General features: G+C 61.8%; 11 protein-coding genes. 8 read left to right on the top strand and 3 right to left on the bottom strand.

Going from position 1 to position 18,659, the window contains the following annotated elements; genetic code table 11:
- Positions 1-130: 130 nt before the first annotated feature.
- Together M3089_RS08680 and M3089_RS08675 are read right to left on the bottom strand one after the other, a co-directional pair.
- Positions 131-2,443, bottom strand: coding sequence for a hypothetical protein (locus tag M3089_RS08680; RefSeq protein ID WP_249083406.1), 2,313 nt, complete (start codon positions 2,441-2,443; stop codon positions 131-133).
- A gap of 17 nt (positions 2,444-2,460) precedes the next feature.
- Positions 2,461-2,736 (bottom strand): hypothetical protein, encoded by a 276-nt coding sequence (locus tag M3089_RS08675; protein WP_249083404.1) that lies wholly within the window; start codon positions 2,734-2,736, stop codon positions 2,461-2,463.
- Positions 2,737-3,041: 305 nt separating this feature from the next.
- Between M3089_RS08675 and M3089_RS08670 the strand changes: the two genes are divergently transcribed.
- Both M3089_RS08670 and M3089_RS08665 read left to right on the top strand, forming a co-directional pair.
- Positions 3,042-5,435: a TonB-dependent receptor gene (locus M3089_RS08670; protein ID WP_249083402.1), complete on the top strand. Its 2,394-nt coding sequence runs from the start codon at positions 3,042-3,044 to the stop codon at positions 5,433-5,435.
- A gap of 180 nt (positions 5,436-5,615) precedes the next feature.
- Positions 5,616-7,055: a DUF4374 domain-containing protein gene (locus M3089_RS08665; RefSeq protein ID WP_249083469.1), complete on the top strand. Its 1,440-nt coding sequence runs from the start codon at positions 5,616-5,618 to the stop codon at positions 7,053-7,055.
- Between the two features lie 232 nt (positions 7,056-7,287).
- Here the strand turns inward: M3089_RS08665 and M3089_RS08660 are convergent, their stop codons facing one another.
- The gene (locus tag M3089_RS08660; RefSeq protein ID WP_249083399.1) at positions 7,288-8,496 is read right to left on the bottom strand and encodes a glycoside hydrolase family 43 protein; all 1,209 of its coding nucleotides are present in this window, start codon (positions 8,494-8,496) and stop codon (positions 7,288-7,290) included.
- A gap of 264 nt (positions 8,497-8,760) precedes the next feature.
- Between M3089_RS08660 and ung the strand changes: the two genes are divergently transcribed.
- The 6 genes from ung to M3089_RS08630 all read left to right on the top strand — a co-directional run bounded on the left by ung (position 8,761) and on the right by M3089_RS08630 (position 18,599).
- On the top strand, positions 8,761-9,426 hold the full coding sequence (ung, locus tag M3089_RS08655; RefSeq protein ID WP_205110922.1) for a uracil-DNA glycosylase: 666 nt from the start codon (positions 8,761-8,763) through the stop codon (positions 9,424-9,426).
- A 219-nt stretch (positions 9,427-9,645) separates the two neighbouring features.
- Positions 9,646-13,098: a leucine--tRNA ligase gene (locus M3089_RS08650; protein WP_249083397.1), complete on the top strand. Its 3,453-nt coding sequence runs from the start codon at positions 9,646-9,648 to the stop codon at positions 13,096-13,098.
- A 359-nt stretch (positions 13,099-13,457) separates the two neighbouring features.
- Positions 13,458-14,429 carry a YitT family protein gene (locus tag M3089_RS08645; RefSeq protein ID WP_205110925.1) on the top strand — a complete coding sequence of 324 codons (972 nt, stop codon included), beginning with the start codon at positions 13,458-13,460 and terminating at the stop codon, positions 14,427-14,429.
- Positions 14,407-15,009 (top strand): non-canonical purine NTP diphosphatase, encoded by a 603-nt coding sequence (locus tag M3089_RS08640; protein ID WP_249083395.1) that lies wholly within the window; start codon positions 14,407-14,409, stop codon positions 15,007-15,009. The genes M3089_RS08645 and M3089_RS08640 overlap by 23 nt, the downstream gene beginning before the upstream one ends.
- A gap of 103 nt (positions 15,010-15,112) precedes the next feature.
- Positions 15,113-17,140 carry a type IX secretion system anionic LPS delivery protein PorZ gene (porZ, locus tag M3089_RS08635; protein WP_249083393.1) on the top strand — a complete coding sequence of 676 codons (2,028 nt, stop codon included), beginning with the start codon at positions 15,113-15,115 and terminating at the stop codon, positions 17,138-17,140.
- 16 nt (positions 17,141-17,156) lie between these two features.
- Positions 17,157-18,599 carry a hypothetical protein gene (locus tag M3089_RS08630; RefSeq protein WP_249083391.1) on the top strand — a complete coding sequence of 481 codons (1,443 nt, stop codon included), beginning with the start codon at positions 17,157-17,159 and terminating at the stop codon, positions 18,597-18,599.
- Positions 18,600-18,659 lie beyond the last annotated feature (60 nt).

Here is an 18,659-nt window from a genome sequence, read left to right as displayed (position 1 = left end):
AATACGCGCCGCGACAGGTTTTTTCATCCTGTCGCGGCGCGTTTATGGTGATGCCGGTGTGCGCGGCGGTTGCCTTACTGCCGCTTGACCGCCCATGCCGCAGCCCCGGCCTGGGGGCCACACAGCCGGTTTACCTCACCGCCACCTTTGCCGTGAGGCCTCCGGCCTTGACGATGTAGATGCCGGCAGCGGCCGGAGTGAACTCCGTTGCGCCCTCGGCCAGCAACTGCCCGGCGGCGTTGTACACGCTGAAGCGGCTGCCGTCGGCCATGCCGAGCGTGCGCCCGGTGAGCCTCACGCCCGCCTTGGCCGTGGCTTCGGCCGTGGCTATGGCGGCCGCCTCGTTGTAGGTGTATTCCAGTTTCACCTCTTCTGTGCGCGTGCCGTCTTCGCTCACCGACACCTCGGTGCGCCCGGCAATGCGCCCGCGGCTGTCGTAGGTGTAGGTAATCTCGTCGTATGCCAGTCCGGCGGGCACTGTTGCCGCCCGGCTCATGCCCGCGTTGCCCGACCCGGTGGTTGGGCCCGCGTTGCCATAGTCGGCCTCGTGGTAGATGTATTGGCGCACCAGCCGACCGCCGGCCACCACATATATGGGCCGCCCCTCGATGTCGCTGCACACCGTTTCGTCGCCGTCGTGGCTTATGGCAAAGTAAGTCTTGCCCGAGATGGCGTTCATGTAGTTGTAGCTGTTGTCTTCTTCGATGGAGTGGAACCCGTAGTTCATGTCGTCGTTGTAGCCGCAATCGTAGGCGCATACCACCCTTCCGGCCACCGAGGCCACCACGGTGCTGTCGGGCGAGAAGCCCGCCATGTCGGCCGAGATGTCGGGCATCACGAAGCTGACGTCCTCTTGCTGCACCTCGCGCACAAAGCGGTAGCCGTCTGTCCACGTGCCGTCGGTGCTGCTGCGCGTGGCCACAGAGTACCTGCTGCCGTCGTCGGTGATGGTGCATTCGTCCTTGTTGGCGCTTTGGTCGTTCTCGGCCGTCACCGTGAAGCTGCCCTCGCCGTATGAGTATCTGAAGTTGGTCACCTCGGTGTATTCACGTTGCCCGTCCGGATAACGGGTCTTCGTGTGCCACGTGTTCACGGCTTCCGTCACCAGTCCGCCCTCCCATGTGTATTCGGTGGCGTCGCTGTAGTAATAGTAATCGTCGCCGTAGGTCTCTTCCGACGTGTATTCTATCCTGGTGATGAGGCCGTCGGCGTCCACTTCAACGGTGCCCGTCTCGGTCACGCCCTCAATGTCTTCGTCGCTGTAGCTTACGCTGAGCAGCTTTCCCGAGGCGTTGCGCTCAAACAGAGTCTGCGTGATGTAGCCCTCGTCGTCGAGGTAAATGCGCTTCAGCGGGCCGTCCATGCCGAACACGTCGTGCCACGGGTTGCCCACGCCATACACCTCGTCGCCCCAGTATTCGTAGGTCTCGCTGTATTCAAGCCGCCACTGCGGCTCCCCGGTGGCAGCCCGGCTCGCCCGTGCCGGGCTGTCGCTGCCGTATGTTGCGCCGTCGCCGCCGGTGTCGCCGCTCCATCCCGGCTGGCTGTCGTCATCGTTGCCGGTGTAGTATTTCTTTATCGACGTGATGCGTCCCAGCCCGTCGTACCCGAATTCAAACATCCTTTCCTCATACGAACCGTAGTATTCGTCGGTGCCGTAGCACTTGTATACGGCCAGCCGCCCGGTGCCCCAGTTGTGGTGTCTGTTTGCCTCTATGCGCTCCTGCCGCCACTCCGCGTTGCTGTCATCGCGCCAGTAGTGGGTCACGGTGCTGTCGTTGACGGTGCCCGAGCATACGTATTTCCTCAGGTCGTTGCCCCAGCCGGTGGCGATGCCGTTTTTGGCGAAAGTCCTCGCGTACTTTGCCCGGCCGTCATAGTCGTATTCTGCCGACGAGGCCAGCTGCCCGCTGTCGTAGCAACTCCACTGCCTTGCGGGCCAGTATCCGCCGTTGCCGCTGTCGAGCTCGTAGCGGGTGTATGTTGTGGTGCCGTCGGTGCCGTAGTCTACCATCACCCGGTAGCTCACAAAGTCCTCGTTCTTGCCATAGCTCACGGTCTTGGCCTTGACGCGCCCCTGGCTGTCGTACTCATAGAGATAGGTGCCCACGTCATACAGCGTCTCCTCTCCCCAGCGGCCGTCGTCGCCCTTCACCTTCTTGTAGATGGTCTCCGACGAGCGCATCAAGTCCTTGTCGTAGGCGTAGACATAGCGGTAGAAGGCGTCGCCCCGCTTCTCCTGGTACTCGTCGAGCGGCTTGTCGGCAGCGCTGCCGAGCCTCGCCATGGGCACTGTTGCCGGCGTGTTGTTTCGTTTCATGCCTTGTTGCTCCATTTGTCCGGCGCGTTGCTTCAGGTGCATCCGCCCGAACCTGACACCCTGTGCGTTGGCGGTTGATGCCAAGGCCAGTGCCAGCGTGATGGCAGGTAAAGTGTGGTTCATAAGTCAATGATTGTTGGTTAAACATAAAAGAGTACATTACAAACATGCGGCCACGCCCCCGGCGGCACGCTTTGGCTGCCGTTGGCCGTGGCAATGGCTTTGTTTTTGCAAATATACGGATAAAATACGGCCATTGTCTTTTTATTCGACAATTTGAAGATATTTATATCCAAATGAAACATCTCCGGCGGCGCTTCCCGACGGTGTGGACGGCCCGCCACTGCAGCCCCGGCCGCACCATGATGCAAAACGGGCCGTCCGACGTTGCCGAACGGGCCATATCGCAGTGCCAAACGGCCCATATTGCAGTGTCGGACGGGCCGTTTTGCAGCGCATGGCGTGCGCAGTGCCCTGACGGGGTGGCGCGTGTGGCGGCCCTGCGGTTGCATTCTTGCAGGGCGGCCTGGCCGTGGCGGCTTGGCGTGGCCTATGGCCACGTGGCCCGGCGGCGCGTTGCCCGGCTCATAATGTGTCGGTATTTTTTTGCCCGGAGGCATGGGCCGGGACTGCATTAAAATAGCAAAAAATTGTTATTGCGCATGCCGTGGATAGTCAGTAACTTTGCAAAACGATAGCATTAGCATTAAAATGTACCATTATGACGTATAAAAACAGGTTCAGGATAACCATTATTTTGATTTTAATGTCAGCCTTCGTGACCGCCACAGCCCAGTACCGTGGCGGCACGTTTGTCTATGGCCGCGTCCTGTCGGCAGACGGAAGCGGCCCTGTAAGCGCCACCGTGACGCTCAAGCCTGCGGGCCGTGGCTCGGCTGCCGGCCCCGATGGCACCTACCGCATCAGTGCGCCCGCCGGGCGCTACACCCTTGTAGCCTCGGCCCTGGGTTACGAACGGGCCGAGCACACCGTAGAGCTCAGGCGCGGCCAGCGGCTCAGGCTCGACGTAAGGTTGCGCCCGGCGGCAGTCAGCCTGGGCGAGGTCAGTGTGGTGGCGGGCGGCGTGAGCCGCGTGAAAAACTCATCATACAACGCCGTGGCCGTGGATGCGCGCGCCATGCGCAACACCACCAAGACGCTGGCCGAGGCACTGGCCAAGGCTCCGGGGCTGAAACTGCGCCAGAGCGGCGGCGTGGGCTCAGACATGAACGTGATGGTCGACGGCTTCAGCGGCAAGCACGTGAAGGTGTTCATCGACGGTGTGCCGCAAGAGGGAGTGGGCTCTTCGTTCGGGCTAAACAACATTCCGGTGGCCTTCGCCGACCGCATCGAGGTGTACAGGGGCGTGGTGCCCGTGGGGCTGGGGGCCGACGCCATCGGCGGGGTCATCAATGTGGTGACCAGGAAAGACCGCCGGCGGTGGTATGCCGGCGCCTCCTACTCTTACGGCTCGTTCAACACCCACCGCTCCGACGTGCACTTCGGACAGTCGACCAAGGGCGGGCTGGCCTACGAGGTGACGGCCTTCCAGAACTACTCGGACAACGACTACTGCGTGGATGCGCCCGTTTACGACTTTGCCACCCACAGCATCAACACGCGGAAGCTGGAGCGCGTGCGCCGCTTTAACGACACATACCACAACGAGGCCGTAGTGGCCAAGGTGGGCTTTGTGGGCAAGCCGTGGGCCGACAGGCTCATGCTGGGATTTGGCTACGCCCATGCCTACAAGGACATACAGACCGGCGTGAGGCAGAAGACGGTGTTCGGCCAGAAGCACCGCTACGGCCACTCGCTCATGCCGTCGCTCGAATACAGCAAGCGCAACGCCTTTGTGAGGGGCCTTAACATTGTGGCCACGGCCAACTACAACCGCAACTCGACCACCAACGTAGACACGGCGGCCTACACCTACAACTGGCGCGGAGAGCGCGAGCGCAAGGGCGAGGGCGGCGAGCAGTCGATGCTCTACGCCCGTGCCGACGCCGACAACTGGAACGCCACCCTCACGGCGCGCTATTCGCCGGCCGACGGCCACCTGCTGACGTTCAACGAGGTGTTCAACGCCTTCAGGCGCGACAACACGTCGCTGCTATACGGCCACGAGGAAACCAACCCCATAGCCAAGCAGACGCGCAAGAACATAGTGGCGGCGGCCTACATGTATGCGCCGACGGAGCGCTGGAACGCCACCGCCTTCGCCAAGCACTACCTGCTGTGGGTGGCCGGCCCCGTGGCCACCGACGCCAACTCGTCGGCCTTTGTGCGCCGCAGCCGCTCGCTGGGTGTGTGGGGCTACGGCGCGGCGGCCTCGTGCCTGCTGACCCGCGGGCTGCAGGCGAAGCTCTCTTACGAGAAGGCTTACCGGCTGCCCACCACCGAAGAGATGTTCGGCGACGAAGACCTTGAGACCGGCAGCGTGCTCATAAGGCCGGAAAACAGCGACAACGTGAACCTCAACCTGAGCTTCTCGCGCTCCTTCGGCCGCCATTCTGTCTATGTGGAGGGCTCTGTCATCTACCGAGACACCAAAGACTACATACAGAGACGCATTGCCGGGCTCAGCGGCAACCGCGAGGGCGCTTTCTACGAGAACTACGGCAGGGTGAGGACCACGGGCGGAAGCCTGTCGGTGCGCTACTCCTTCGGCCGGTGGCTGAGCCTCGGGGGCAACTTCACGCAGATGGACGTGAAGGACAACGAGCGGCTGATGGTGGGCAGCCAGGCCGTGGCCAACCCGCTATACGGCGCGCGCATGCCCAACGTGCCCTACCGCTTTGCCGACGCCGACGCCACGCTGAGCTGGCCGGGGCTGGGCGGCCGGGGCAACACCCTGTCGCTGACATACGACAACGCCTACACCCACAGCTTCAGCTATTACTCCGAAGGCGTGGCGGCGGTGAACGGCTCGGACTACATTGTGCCCCGCCAGTTTGCCCACAACCTGTCGCTCGCCTACAGCATTGCGTCGGGGCGGTATAACGTTTCGCTCGAGTGCCGCAACCTGACCGACGCCAACCTCTACGACAACTTCAGCCTGCAGAAGCCCGGAAGGGCCTTCTATGCCAAGGTGAGGGTGAGCCTCGGCGGCTGAGGGGCCGTGGCGAGGCGCAATGGTTGGCGGGCAACCGCATCCCGCCTCCGGCCCTGCCAATGCGTGGAAGGCGGCCCTGCATGAGGCGCTGCGGCTCACTCCCCGCGTTGGAGGGGGTGGGCCGTGGGCCCCACTATCGCATGATTACAAACCATAACCAACAACATTAAGGATATGAAAATGCAAAATAACTATTTGATTACCGGCGCGATGGCACTCATCGCCGCCGGAGTGTTGACAACATCGTGCTCTGACGACGACACTGCCGCGGGCGGTGCCGACGCGGGCGGAGGCCCGCTGGCCGGCAAGTATGTAATAGGTACGACCGTGAGCGGCTCGGGCACGTCGACCAACCTGCTCACCACGGCCAGCGCGCTGAGCGGAAACATCACCCCGGCGGGGCTCTACAACGACGGGGCCACCTACTGGGTGTTCCATTCAAACAAGTATCTGTATGCCCTCAACTACCACCAGGGCGACGCCGGAACCACATCTTCTTATGTGCGCGACGGGGCCACGGGGCAGATAAGGCAGCGCGACAAGGAGTATTTCGTGACGCGGTTTACCACCTTCGGGCTGTACGACCGCTACATCATGACCACGTCGAGCGGCGAGGGAAACCCCGACTGGGCCGACCCGCAGACGGGATATGTGCCCTATACCATCAAGGTGGGATACCTCGACACGGCCGCCGAGACATTTGAGAGCAACACCTCGGGGGGCACCGGCTCTGACGCCATAGTGACCGACAGGGGGTATATATGCGAAAACTTCCTTGGCAACGGCGAGTATGTGACGCTCTCGGGGCTCGAGCAGGTGGGCTCAAAGATATACAGCGCGGCCGTGCCCATGGGCCTGTCGCAGTACGGGTGCCAGCAGTATGCCGACGAGGCGCGCACGCAGTACCGCTGGGTGCGCCCCGGCTTTGAAGACCTGATAAAGACCGAGAGCGGCGGCAGCGGCAGCTCGAGCTACAAGAAAGACCAGCTGCAGTGGACGCAATGGCCCGACTCATGCTGGGTGGCCATCTTCACAGACCGCACGCTCAAGGGCAGGAAGCTGCTGCGCACGGGCCGCATAAGCTATGCCTGCGGCCGCAACAGGTCGCAGTATTACCAGATGGTGTGGGCCACCGACGACGGCCGCTACGTTTATGTCATCTCGCCGAGCTACGCCAAGACCATGGCCGACCCGCGCCAGCAGACCACGCTGCCGGCCGGTGTGGTGCGCGTGGACGTGGCCGCCGAGGCTTTCGACGACTATTACTGCAACCTTGAGGAGCTGTCGCCCAACGGCATAATGCGCAGCTGGTACATCGGCGCCGACAAGTTTCTGTTCCTCATGTACGACGCGCCCATCACCTCGTCGGCCAAGACTGCCAACCGGCTGGCAGTGTTCAGTGCCGGCGACAAGACGCTGACCGAGGTGAGCGGGCTGCCCGCCGACGTGTCGGGCTTCGGCACCACTCCTTACATGGAGGGCGGGGCGGCCTACATCTCGGTAAACACCAAGACGGGTTCGCCCGCCGTGTGGCGCATCGACCCGGCCACGGCCGTGGCCGTCAGGGCGCTGACCGTCGACGGGGCCACCACGCTTACGGCCGTGGGGCGCATTGACTGACTGGCCGGCGGCCCTGATGCGGGCCGCCAGCCAACGCAAGGAGCGGGTCGCGCAGGGATTGTCCCGGCGCGACCCGCTCTGTGTTTCTGCCGCTTTCGGCGCATGGCTGCCACGGCTGGAGCTGCCCTGCAGGCAACCCGCTGTCAGCCTGGCACTTGGCGGCATGGGGCGCACAGGCTTCGCAAACGGCCCGTATCGCGTTGCAAAACGGGCAGTGTGGCAGTCGGGGGCGTCAGAACCCTTCGACCCGGGCCGCCATCTTGCGCAGCCGCTTGGCGTCGGCCGTGGCGGCAAGCGTGGCCCGGGCCTCGTCGAGCAGCTTGCGCCGGCCGTCGAGCTGCCGCAGGGTGAGGGTGGGGGCGGGGCGGCGCTCAAGGGCGTCGATGGCCACGGCCAGTGCCGACCACGCCTCGAGCCGGTCGCGCTCGGCGGCAGATATGTGCATCACCGAGCCGTGGCGCGGGGTGAACGTGCCGCGCGTGGGTGTGTTTTGCACGAAAGTGAAGTTCTTCAGGTCGCTGCTGCGGCAGAACTGGTAGTAGCCCTGCGCATAGCAGTCGTACATCAGTATGTAGTCGTCGCTGCCTATCAGCCGGAACACGCTCGACCCCTCCACCGGATACTGGCCCGGTTTCTGCAGGTGGCGGAACTCGGTGGTGTAAGGCCCTGTCAGCTCCTTGGCCGTGGCCCTCATCACCCCCTGCCGCGTGCGGAAGCCGTTGTTTACCGTTGGCAGGCCCTCGTCTTTGAAGAAAAGCACATACTCGCCGTTGCGCCCGTCGTAGATAATGTCGCCGTCGATGGCCGCCGTGCCGAAGTCGAACAGCAGCCTTGGCTCGGTGATGTCGGTGAAGTCGTCGTTGACATAGCTGTAGAACAGCTTGAAGTAAGGCTGGCGCTTGTCGCCCACGGGGTATTCCCAGTCGTGCCGCCCGATGGAGTAGTATATCATGTAGCGGCCCTCGCGCGCGTCCCAGATGAGCTGCGGCGCCCACACGGCGTGCAGGTTGTCGCGGCCGAAGCCCTCGAGCGACGGGAAGCGCGTGGGGAAGTCTATGGCCGTGTGCTGCCAGTGCAGCAGGTCGTCGCTCTTCATCAGTATCAGTCCGTCGTTGCTCTGCCATCCTTCCGACGACCTCATGTCGGTCATCACCATGTAGAACGTGCGCCCGTCGCGGCCCCTGCAGATGTACGGGTCGCGTATGCTCTTCTTCAGCGCTATGGTGTCCGATGCCACCACCGGGCGCCCCCCGTTGAGCGAAGTGTAGTTCAGCCCGTCGTCGCTCAGGGCATAGCGCACCTGCTCGCCATCCGGCGTGTTGTTGGAGAAGAATGCAAAGAGATAGCAGCTGTCTTGCTGGTGCTGCCCGGCGGCCAGTGCCGGCCCGGCCGCCGTTGCCATCAGGGCGGCCGCCGCGGCCGCCAAAGTAGTCCGTTTCATACTGTTATGCTTGGTTTTGGTGTTTCAGCCAGTGCCCGCCCCCGGCCTGCCGCCGTGGCCGCCTTGCGCGCCATGGCAGCCGCCTTGTCGGTGTCATCTGCAAAATTACGCATTTTCCGCCATACGGCAAAGGGCCGCCGGCCATATTGTGGGGCCGCGTAGCCACGGCGCGCAGCCCGTGTATCCCAACAAAAGCGCCCATTCGCTTTGCCGGATGGCGGAAAATGAGTATTTTTGCGGGGCATTCACAACAACCCGCAAGCAATGGAAGTAAAGATAGAGGAGTCGTGGCGGCGCCACATAGGCGCCGAGTTCGACAAGCAGTATTTTGCCGACCTCGTGGCGTTTGTGCGCTCCGAGTACATGCACCACACGTGCTACCCGCCCGGGAAGCTCATATTCAACGCCTTCAACCTGTGCCCCTTCGACAGCGTAAAGGTGGTCATCATCGGCCAAGACCCATACCATGAGCCCGGCCAGGCCCACGGGCTGAGCTTCTCGGTGAACGACGGCGTGCCCTTCCCGCCGTCGCTCGTCAACATATTCAAGGAGATACAGCTCGACCTGGGCACGCCGATGCCTACGTCGGGCAACCTCACGCGGTGGGCCGGGCAGGGCGTGCTGCTGCTCAACGCCACGCTGACGGTGCGCGCGCACCAGGCCGCCAGCCACCAGCGCAAGGGCTGGGAGGAGTTTACCGACGCCGCCATCAAGGCGCTCAACGCCGACCGCGACCACCTGGTGTTCATCCTGTGGGGAGGCTACGCGCGCTCGAAGGCCGCGCTCATCGACCAGTCGCGCCACCTCGTGCTGCAGTCGGTGCACCCCTCGCCGCTCTCGGCCAACCGCGGGGGATGGTTTGGCAACCACCATTTTTCGCGCGCCAACGACTACCTCGAGGCCCACGGCATGGAGCCCATACGGTGGTGACACCGGGCCGAGGGGCCTCCGCAGCCTTTTTCGGCGGTTTATTTTGCGGTTTGGCCCTTTTGTGCTATCTTTGCAAAGCGCTATGCGCGGCCCCATGGCGGGGCCGCACAGGCATGCCGGGCAACCACGCCCTGCCATACGGGAAATATGCGCCGGGAGCCGGCATTGATGCATGCCGCCATGCCGGCGGGCCACAACATATATAATATACAGACACCAATGGAATACAATTTTAGGGAAATTGAGAAGAAATGGCAGCGCCGGTGGGTGGAGCAGAAGACATACCACGTTGCCGAAGACAGCCACAAGGAGAAGTTCTACGTGCTCAACATGTTTCCTTACCCCTCGGGGGCAGGATTGCATGTGGGCCATCCGCTGGGCTACATTGCCAGCGACATATATGCAAGATACAAGAGGCTGCGCGGCTACAACGTGCTCAACCCCATGGGATACGACGCCTACGGGCTGCCCGCCGAGCAGTATGCGATACAGACCGGGCAGCATCCGGCCGTGACAACAGAGGCAAACATCAACCACTACAGGGAGCAGCTGGACAAGATTGGCTTCTCTTTCGACTGGGACAGGGAGGTGCGCACGTGCGACCCTAAGTACTACCACTGGACCCAGTGGGCCTTCCAGCGCATGTTCGAGAGCTACTACGACAACCGCCAACAGAAGGCGATGCCCATCGCCGGGCTCGTAGAGGCATTTGAGCAAGGCGGCACCGAGGGCATCGACGCGGCCTGCTCGGAAGACATGGCCTTCACCGCCGACGAGTGGCGGGCCATGGACGAGCGCCGCAGGCAGGAGGTGCTGATGAACTACCGCATAGCCTACCTGGGCGAGACCATGGTCAACTGGTGCCCGCAACTGGGCACGGTGCTGGCCAACGACGAGGTGGTGGACGGCGTGTCGGAGCGCGGCGGCTATCCCGTGGTGCAGAAGAAGATGCGCCAGTGGTGCCTGCGCGTGTCGGCATACGCACAGCGGCTGCTCGACGGACTGGACACGATAGACTGGACCGACTCGCTCAAGGAGACGCAGCGCAACTGGATAGGGAGGTCGGAAGGAGCCGAAATAACGTTCACTGTAGCCCCTCACCAACTCCCCCCTGTGGGGGGAGAGCCGGGCGAGCGGCTGGATTCGGACATAAAAGAGCGTTGGGAGCAGTTCAAGACGGCTCATCCGTGCAGTTACGGCACTTTGAAAAACAATGCCAAGGCAAATCGTTCGAATCCTACTGAAGCTGAGAATGCTCTCTGGCAGGCCCTGCGTGCAAAGCAGTTGGGCGAGAAATTCCGCCGCCAGCACATTATTTGCGACTGCATAGCCGACTTCGTTTCTTTGAAAAGCAAGCTTATTATAGAAGTAGATGGGGGCTATCATAACGAAACGGAACAGGCGGAAGCCGATATGTTGAGGACACAATTCTTGAACGAACAAGGCTTCAAGGTGATCCGTTTCACCAACGACGAAGTGCTCAACAACATTGATGGAGTGGTAGAAAAAATAAAACAAAGCCTTGCATCCTCCTCAGTCGCAGAGGCTAACCAGGCCCTCTCCCCACGGGGGAGAGATGGAGAGGGGCTTTCGTTTACCATCTTCACCACCCGCGCCGACACGATGTTCGGCGTCACTTTCATGGTGCTGGCACCCGAGAGCGAGCTCGTGGCCGTGCTGACCACGCCCGGGCAGAAAGCCGAGGTGGACGCTTACCTTGAGCGGACGAAGAAGCGCACCGAGCGCGAACGCATAGCCGACCGCAGCGTCAGCGGCGTGTTCACCGGCTCGTATGCCGTCAACCCGCTCACCGGCGAGGAGATACCAATATGGGTGAGCGACTATGTGCTGGCCGGATACGGCACGGGGGCCATCATGGCCGTGCCTGCCCACGACTCTCGCGACTATGCCTTTGCCAAGCACTTCGGCCTCGAGATAAGGCCGCTGATAGAGGGATGCGACGTCAGCGAGCAGAGCTTCGACGCCAAGGAGGGCATCGTTTGCAACTCGCCGCGCACAGGATGTGAGGTCCGTGGGGGCCTCGTGCTCAACGGGCTCACCGTGAAGGAGGCCATTGCAAAGACCAAGGCGTTTGTCGAGGAGCAGGGTCTGGGCCGCGTAAAAGTGAACTACCGCCTGCGCGACGCCATCTTCTCGAGGCAGCGCTACTGGGGCGAGCCGTTCCCGGTGTACTACAAAGACGGCATGCCATACATGATACCTGAAGACTGTCTGCCGCTGGAGCTGCCCGAGGTGGCCACGTTCCTGCCCACCGAGACGGGCGAGCCGCCGCTGGGCCACGCCACACGCTGGGCCTGGGACACCGAGGCGCGCTCGGTGACCGACAACTCGCGCATTGACAACAAGACGGTGTTCCCGCTCGAACTCAACACCATGCCGGGCTTCGCAGGCTCGTCGGCCTATTACCTTAGGTATATGGATCCGCACAACGACAATGCATTGGTGAGCGCCGAGGCCGACTCTTACTGGCGCGAGGTAGACCTCTACGTGGGCGGAACAGAGCATGCCACAGGCCATCTTATATATTCGCGCTTCTGGAACAAGTTCCTGCACGACATTGGGGTGTCGGCCGTTGAGGAACCGTTTAGGAAACTTGTCAACCAGGGAATGATTCAGGGGCGAAGCAACTTCGTGTATCGTATAAACAGGAAAGCCCCCTCCGACTCCCCCCGTGGGGGAGAGGGCCGACTGTCTGACGCTAATCTAAGCTCCCCCACGGGGGGAGTTGAGGGGGCCGTTACTGCTCTGCTCTCTCCCCAACAGGGGGAGACGGAGGGGGCTTCACCCGTCTTCGTCTCTCTCGGGCTCAAGGATCAGTACGACACCACGCCGCTGCACGTAGACGTAAACATAGTGCATGGCGACGTGCTCGACATAGACGCCTTCCGCAAATGGCGCCCGGAGTATGCCAATGCAGAGTTCGTGCTCGAAGAAGGGAAGTATGTCTGCGGATGGGCGGTAGAGAAAATGTCGAAGTCTATGTACAATGTGGTCAACCCGGACATGATAGTCGACAAATACGGGGCCGACACACTGCGCCTCTACGAGATGTTCCTCGGCCCGGTGGAGCAGAGCAAGCCGTGGGACACCAACGGCATAGACGGCTGCCACCGCTTCCTGAAGAAGTTCTGGGCCCTGTTCTACGGCCGTGAGGGAGGCATGCTGGCCGACGACCGCGAGCCCTCGGCCGCAGAGCTGAAGGCCGTGCACAAGCTGATAAAGAAGGTGACGCAAGACATCGAGCAGTTCAGTTACAACACGAGCATCTCGGCATTCATGATATGCGTCAACGAGCTCGGGCAGCTCAAGTGCCACAACCGCAGCCTGCTCGCCGACCTCGTTGTGCTCATAGCGCCGTTCGCCCCCCACATCGCCGAGGAGCTTTGGGAGGCCCTCGGAGGCCGAGGCAGCGTTTGCGACGCGAGCTGGCCGCAGTGGAACGAGCAATACCTCGTGGAGTCGACCGTGCAGCTCACCGTTTCGTTCAATGGCAAGGCGCGCTTCCAGATGGACTTCGCCGCCGATGCCGACAACGCCACGATAGAGCAGGCCGTGCTTGCCGACGAGCGCTCGGCCAAGTATATGGGCGGCAAGCAGGTGGTGAAGGTCATCATCGTGCCGCGCAAGATAGTCAACGTGGTGGTGAAGTAAAGCCGCCACGGGGCCCCCTTGCAGCCTGGGGCTCAAGGCGTGGCGGGGCAGGCGGGCAGCCGAAAAACTGCTACATGGCCTCCCCGCCGCCGCCACGGCGGCCTTGCAGGCACGCAAAACGGCCCGTTTGGCCGGCCCGTACGGGCCGTTTCACACGGCAATACGGGCCGTTTGGCAGCCGGCCACGCATCCGGGCGCAACCTGCTGGGCGCCAGGGCGTTGCAGTAGGCATGCCTCCTTGTGAAATGTTTTTACACCCGCAGCCCGCCACGCGCGTGGCCGTGGCCATGGAGGGCCACCACGATGCCGCAGCGGGCACAACCTTTTGACATTCGACTTATTCATCTATTCACCTTTATATGACAATCAACAGAACAGCAGTATTCAACGAGGTCAAGGACTATGTGTTCATAACCTTCGGCCTGATGCTTTACACCTTCGGCTTCACCGTGTTCCTGTTGCCCTACAAGATAGTCACGGGCGGCATCGCCGGCATAGGGGCCATAGTGTTTTACGCCACCCATTTCCCGGTGCAGTACACCTTCTTCCTCATCAATGCCGTGCTCATCGTGGCGGCGTTGAAGATTCTCGGGTGGCGCTTTCTAATGAAAACCATCTACGCCACGTTCATGCTCACGTTCCTGCTTGAGGTGGCCCAGGAGGTGGTGATGATGCCCGACGGCACGTTCTACAAGCTCATGGGCGACGGCAACGACTTCATGTCGCTCGTCATCGGGTGCATGCTCACGGGCACGGCCCTCGCCATTGTGTTCCTGAACAACGGCAGCACGGGCGGCACCGACATCGTGGCGGCGTCTGTCAACAAGTACCGCGACATATCGCTCGGCCGCGTGCTCATCATGGTCGACCTGTGCATCATTGGCAGCAGCCTCTTCATCCCGTCGTTCGGCGACGTGTTCCACCGTTGCCAGATGGTGGTGTTCGGCCTCTGCACGATGGTCATCGAGTGCCTGATGCTCGACTATGTGATGAGCGTGCAGCGCCAGTCGGTGCAGTTCCTCATCTTCTCGAAGCACTACGAAGACATTGCCCGCGCCATAACGCGCAAGACCGACCACAGCCTGACGCTGCTCGACGGCCACGGATGGTACAGCGGCAAGGAGATGAAGGTGATATGCCTGCTGGCCAAGAAGCGCGAGAGCGTCACCATATTCAGGCTCATAAAGATGATCGACCCGCAGGCTTTCGTGAGCCAGAGCTCGGTCATCGGTGTTTACGGCGAGGGATTCGACCCCATAAAGGTGAAGCCCGGCAAGGCCGAAAAGGAAGGACATAACATAAAGACAAATGAAGATAGTATTCGCAACTAACAACGGGCATAAGCTCGAAGAGATTCGCCAGATACTGGGAGAGGGCATAGAGGTGCTCTCGCTGGCCGACATCGGCTGCCACGCCGACATACCCGAGACAGGCACGACGCTCGAAGAGAACGCCACGCAGAAGGCGCGCTATGTCTACGACCACTATGGGCTCAGCGTGTTTGCCGACGACACGGGCCTCGAGGTGGACGCCCTCGGGGGCGCCCCGGGCGTTTACAGCGCACGCTACGCAGGCGGCGCAGGCCACGACAGCGAGGCAAACATGGCCAAGTTGTTGGCAGAATTAGGAGAAAATAACAATCGCCGGGCACGATTCCGCACTGTTATCGCGTTATTAGAAACAACCGGCGGAAGCGACGGACCGCGCCTCACGACGTTCGAGGGGCGCGTCGACGGCGAGATAACGCGCACGCGCAGCGGCGAGGGGGGCTTCGGCTACGACCCCATATTCCGCCCCGAAGGCTACTGCGAGACCTTTGCCGCCCTCGGGCCCGGCGTGAAGAACAAGATAAGCCACCGCGCGAGGGCCGTCGCCAAGCTGGCCGCCCACCTGCTCGGCACCCGCGGCTGACGGCTGCCCTGGGCCCCACGCGGTGCCGGGCCACGCGCGCCATGCGGCTGCGGGGCTGCGGAGGCTGGCCTGCCGGTTGGAAACAAGACATATAAATGAGCGTATGCGTACAATAATAGCATTGGCATTGTGCCTCATGACGGCAGCCCCGGCCACGCTGAGCGGCCAGGGCATAGGCACGTGGAACGCCTACATGGCATATCACGACATCCAGCAGATACGCAAGGCAGGCAACTATCTGTTTGTGCTTGCGTCCAACGGGCTGTACCAGTATAACCTTAATGACGGGTCGATAGCCACTTACGACAAGGTGAGCGGGCTCAGCGACGCATGCATAACCAACATCGCGTGGAACAGCCGGGCCGGAAGGCTCATCGCGGTTTACGACAACAGCAACATCGACTTGGTGGAAACAAACGGCGATGTGACCAACATCTCAGACCTGTACAGCAAGTCGATGACCGAAGACAAGACGGTGAACACCATCAGGATGGACGCCCAGTATGCCTATCTTGCCACAAACTTCGGCGTGGTGAAGGTCGACATGGCCCGTGCGGAGATAAGCGAGACCTACAACCTGGGCATCGCCGTGGCGCGCCTGGCGCTCGATGACGGCCGCATATATGCCCGCACGGCATCGGGCGAGGTGTGGGCGGCCGACCTCACGGCCAACCTCATCGACAGAAACAACTGGGGCCGCGTTGACAGTTGGCGCCCGGGGATATTCGACCTCGACACTTCCGACTATGACGAGTACCATGGGCTCGTGTCAACGCTCAACCCCGGCGGCCCCGACTACAACTACATGGGCTTCCTTATGTTCAAGGGCGGAAGGCTGTACACAGCCAACGGCATGACCAACCTTGAGGACAAGGCCTGCGTGCAGGTGCTCGAAGATGGCGAATGGACTGTGTTTGAGAACGACATCGAGGACAGGATAGGCCACCGTTTCGTCAGGATCTTCGCCTGCGACGTCGACCCGGCCGACCCGTCGCATGTCTTTGCCGGCGGGCAGACGGGGCTTTATGAGTACCGCGACGGCAAGTTCGTCAACGAATACACCATCGACAACAGTCCGCTCCGGGCGGCAGCCACCGTAGATGAAGGCGACAAGGAATATGTGGAAGTGACTTCCGTGAGGTTCGCATCCGACGGACACCTGTGGCTTACCAACAGCATCAGCCCGTCGACGTCGCTCTTTGAGCTCACCCCCGATGGCGAGTGGATATCCCACCACGACAGCAAGCTCATGGTAGAGGGCATGGGCCGTTCGCTCGAAGGCATGGACGGGCTGATGTTCGACAGCCGCGGGCTGATGTGGTTTGGCAACAACCACTACCGCCAGCCGGGCCTGCTGCGCTACAACACGGCCCAGTCGGAGCTCACGGCCTACGACCGCGACTTTGCCAACCAAGACGGAACAAACCTCACGCTTACCTATTTGAGAGACGTGACCGAAGACCGCGACGGCAACATTTGGTTCGCAACAAGCGCCGGCCCGATGTATGTCACGCCGCAGCAGATAGCCTCGGGCGACGCCACCATGGCCTTCAACCAGTTCAAGGTGCCGCGCAACGACGGCACCAACTATGCCGACTACCTGCTCGGTAACATAAGTATCTCGGCCATAGCCATAGACGGAGCCAACAGGAAATGGTTCGGGACGTCAGACAACGGCATCTATCTGATAAGCGCGGACAACATGACCCAGCTGCTGCATTTTACCACAGAGAACAGCCCCCTGCTCTCGAACAACGTCATGGACATAGCCATCGACGGGCAGACAGGCGAGGTATTCATAGGCACCGACCGCGGTCTCTGCTCGTACATGGGCGATGCCACCGACCCGGCGGAGGAGATGGAGAAAGACAATGTCTACGCTTACCCCAACCCGGTGGAGCCCGGCTACACGGGGCTGATAACCGTCACGGGGCTCAGTTTCGACGCCGATGTCAAGGTGACAACGGCCAGCGGCGCCCTCGTGGCGTCGGGGCGGAGCAACGGAGGCACGTTTACGTGGGACGGGCGCGACAGCCGCGGCCGCCGCGTGGCGTCGGGAGTGTACAGCGTGGTCACGGCCAAGAGCGACGGAAGCAAGGGAACCGTGTGCAAGATAGCAATCATAAACTGACCTCAAGCATACCGGCATGAACAACGGCAAGGACGATAACTGGATTGGGCGGGTTAATCCGCTGGCAGTGATATTGCTGCTCTCGCCAGCCATTCTCTATGCCATAGTGCTGCTGTTGCCCACGTTCGACGACTGGACTTACTACACCGCGCCCAGTTTCGACGGCCTTTTCAATTACAGGCTTCTGCCCAATTCGAGCTACTGGCGCCCTTTTGACGCCGCTTTCGGCTGGCTGCTGGGGCTCGACCACCGCATGTTTCCGGCCCTCAACCACATTGTTGTATATGCCGCCCACGTGGGTGTGACGGTGCTCGTCTACCGGCTTGCCACCGCCATGGGCCTTTGCAAGACGGCCCGCAACATAGGCACCGTGTTCTTCTTCATCTCTCCCGCCATGCTCGGCACGGTCTACGGGGTCGACGCCCTCAACCAGGCCTGCTCCCATTTCTTCGGGCTTCTCGGGCTGTGGCACTACTTCAACCGCGGCCGCAAGCCCCGCGTGGCACTGTGGCTGACGTGCGTTTTCGTGGCCACGCTGTGGAAAGAGAACGGCATAATGTTTTTCTTCATCGCCCCGCTGTTTGCCTTCGGCATTTCGGGCCCGGGCTCGCCCGGCGGCGGTTGGGGCCGCTTGCGCTCCGGCATGGTGTGGGGCGTGGTGGCGTCGGCAGCCTACTTTGCCTTGCGCATAGCCCTCACCACAGCCTACGTAGACATCAACCACGAGTATTTCGAGAGCACCCCGGTGGCTAAGTTGCTCGATGTGGCAATGTTCATCGGCATGGCCTGGGTGCCTGTAGACTACGTGAGCCTTGTACATGCGCCCAGCCGCAACCTCCTACTGGTGGCCTTCACGGCGGCAATGTCGATGCCTTTCATCGTGGTGCTGCTCTTTTCGCAGCGCCGCCATCTCGTGAGCAGGCCCTTGCTCACGCTTGCCGCCTGCATGGTGATGGCCGCCTTGCCCCACCTGCTCACCATTTTCACCACCATGCATTCATACGCCGGCCTGTCTATGGCGGCGCTCATGGTGGCTTTCCTGGCCGACAAGGCCGACGGTTACGGCCGCCTTGCCCCGCTCTTCGCCATGTTTGTGGCTTCCTGCCTCTTTGTCGACTGGCACCATTGGCAGAAGTCTTACGACTCGGGCCTTATGGGCCGGCGCATGGGGCGCGAGGCCATAGAGAAGACAGGCGAACCTGTTGACAGCGTTTACATAGTGTCACTGGCCGGCCATGAGCGCAAGTACTCGTCGTTTTGCGTGCTTCCCGCCGATGCCTTTGCATGGGGGAACACGGCCGTAGCGGCCACCGGCTACAAATGGCCTGCCGTGTGCCGCGACACAGTGGTGGCGGTCGAAGACCGCCGGATGGTAGACAGCCTGGCCGACCGGGCCCTGGCTCTCGGGTTCAAGCGGGTTTGGCTGGTTCACGGCGACACCGTGGACGTAATCCGCTGACGTCCGGTGTGGGTGGCGCCCCGGTGGCGGCGGGGCTGCCTGCGAGTGGCAAAAGTCACA

The organism is Marseilla massiliensis (assembly GCF_023336985.1).
Classification (GTDB): domain Bacteria; phylum Bacteroidota; class Bacteroidia; order Bacteroidales; family Bacteroidaceae; genus Prevotella; species Prevotella intestinigallinarum.
Note: the sequence above shows the minus strand (reverse complement) of the source record. Positions and strands in the feature narration are given on the sequence as shown.

Bases quoted from the DNA above. Each gene is read 5' to 3' on its own strand.
- M3089_RS08680 (WP_249083406.1), bottom strand. From the start codon at position 2,443: ATGAACCACACTTTACCTGCCATCACGCTGGCACTGGCCTTGGCATCA.
- M3089_RS08670 (WP_249083402.1), top strand. From the start codon at position 3,042: ATGACGTATAAAAACAGGTTCAGGATAACCATTATTTTGATTTTAATG.
- M3089_RS08665 (WP_249083469.1), top strand. From the start codon at position 5,616: ATGCAAAATAACTATTTGATTACCGGCGCGATGGCACTCATCGCCGCC.
- M3089_RS08660 (WP_249083399.1), bottom strand. From the start codon at position 8,496: ATGAAACGGACTACTTTGGCGGCCGCGGCGGCCGCCCTGATGGCAACG.
- ung (WP_205110922.1), top strand. From the start codon at position 8,761: ATGGAAGTAAAGATAGAGGAGTCGTGGCGGCGCCACATAGGCGCCGAG.
- M3089_RS08650 (WP_249083397.1), top strand. From the start codon at position 9,646: ATGGAATACAATTTTAGGGAAATTGAGAAGAAATGGCAGCGCCGGTGG.
- M3089_RS08645 (WP_205110925.1), top strand. From the start codon at position 13,458: ATGACAATCAACAGAACAGCAGTATTCAACGAGGTCAAGGACTATGTG.
- M3089_RS08640 (WP_249083395.1), top strand. From the start codon at position 14,407: ATGAAGATAGTATTCGCAACTAACAACGGGCATAAGCTCGAAGAGATT.
- porZ (WP_249083393.1), top strand. From the start codon at position 15,113: ATGCGTACAATAATAGCATTGGCATTGTGCCTCATGACGGCAGCCCCG.
- M3089_RS08630 (WP_249083391.1), top strand. From the start codon at position 17,157: ATGAACAACGGCAAGGACGATAACTGGATTGGGCGGGTTAATCCGCTG.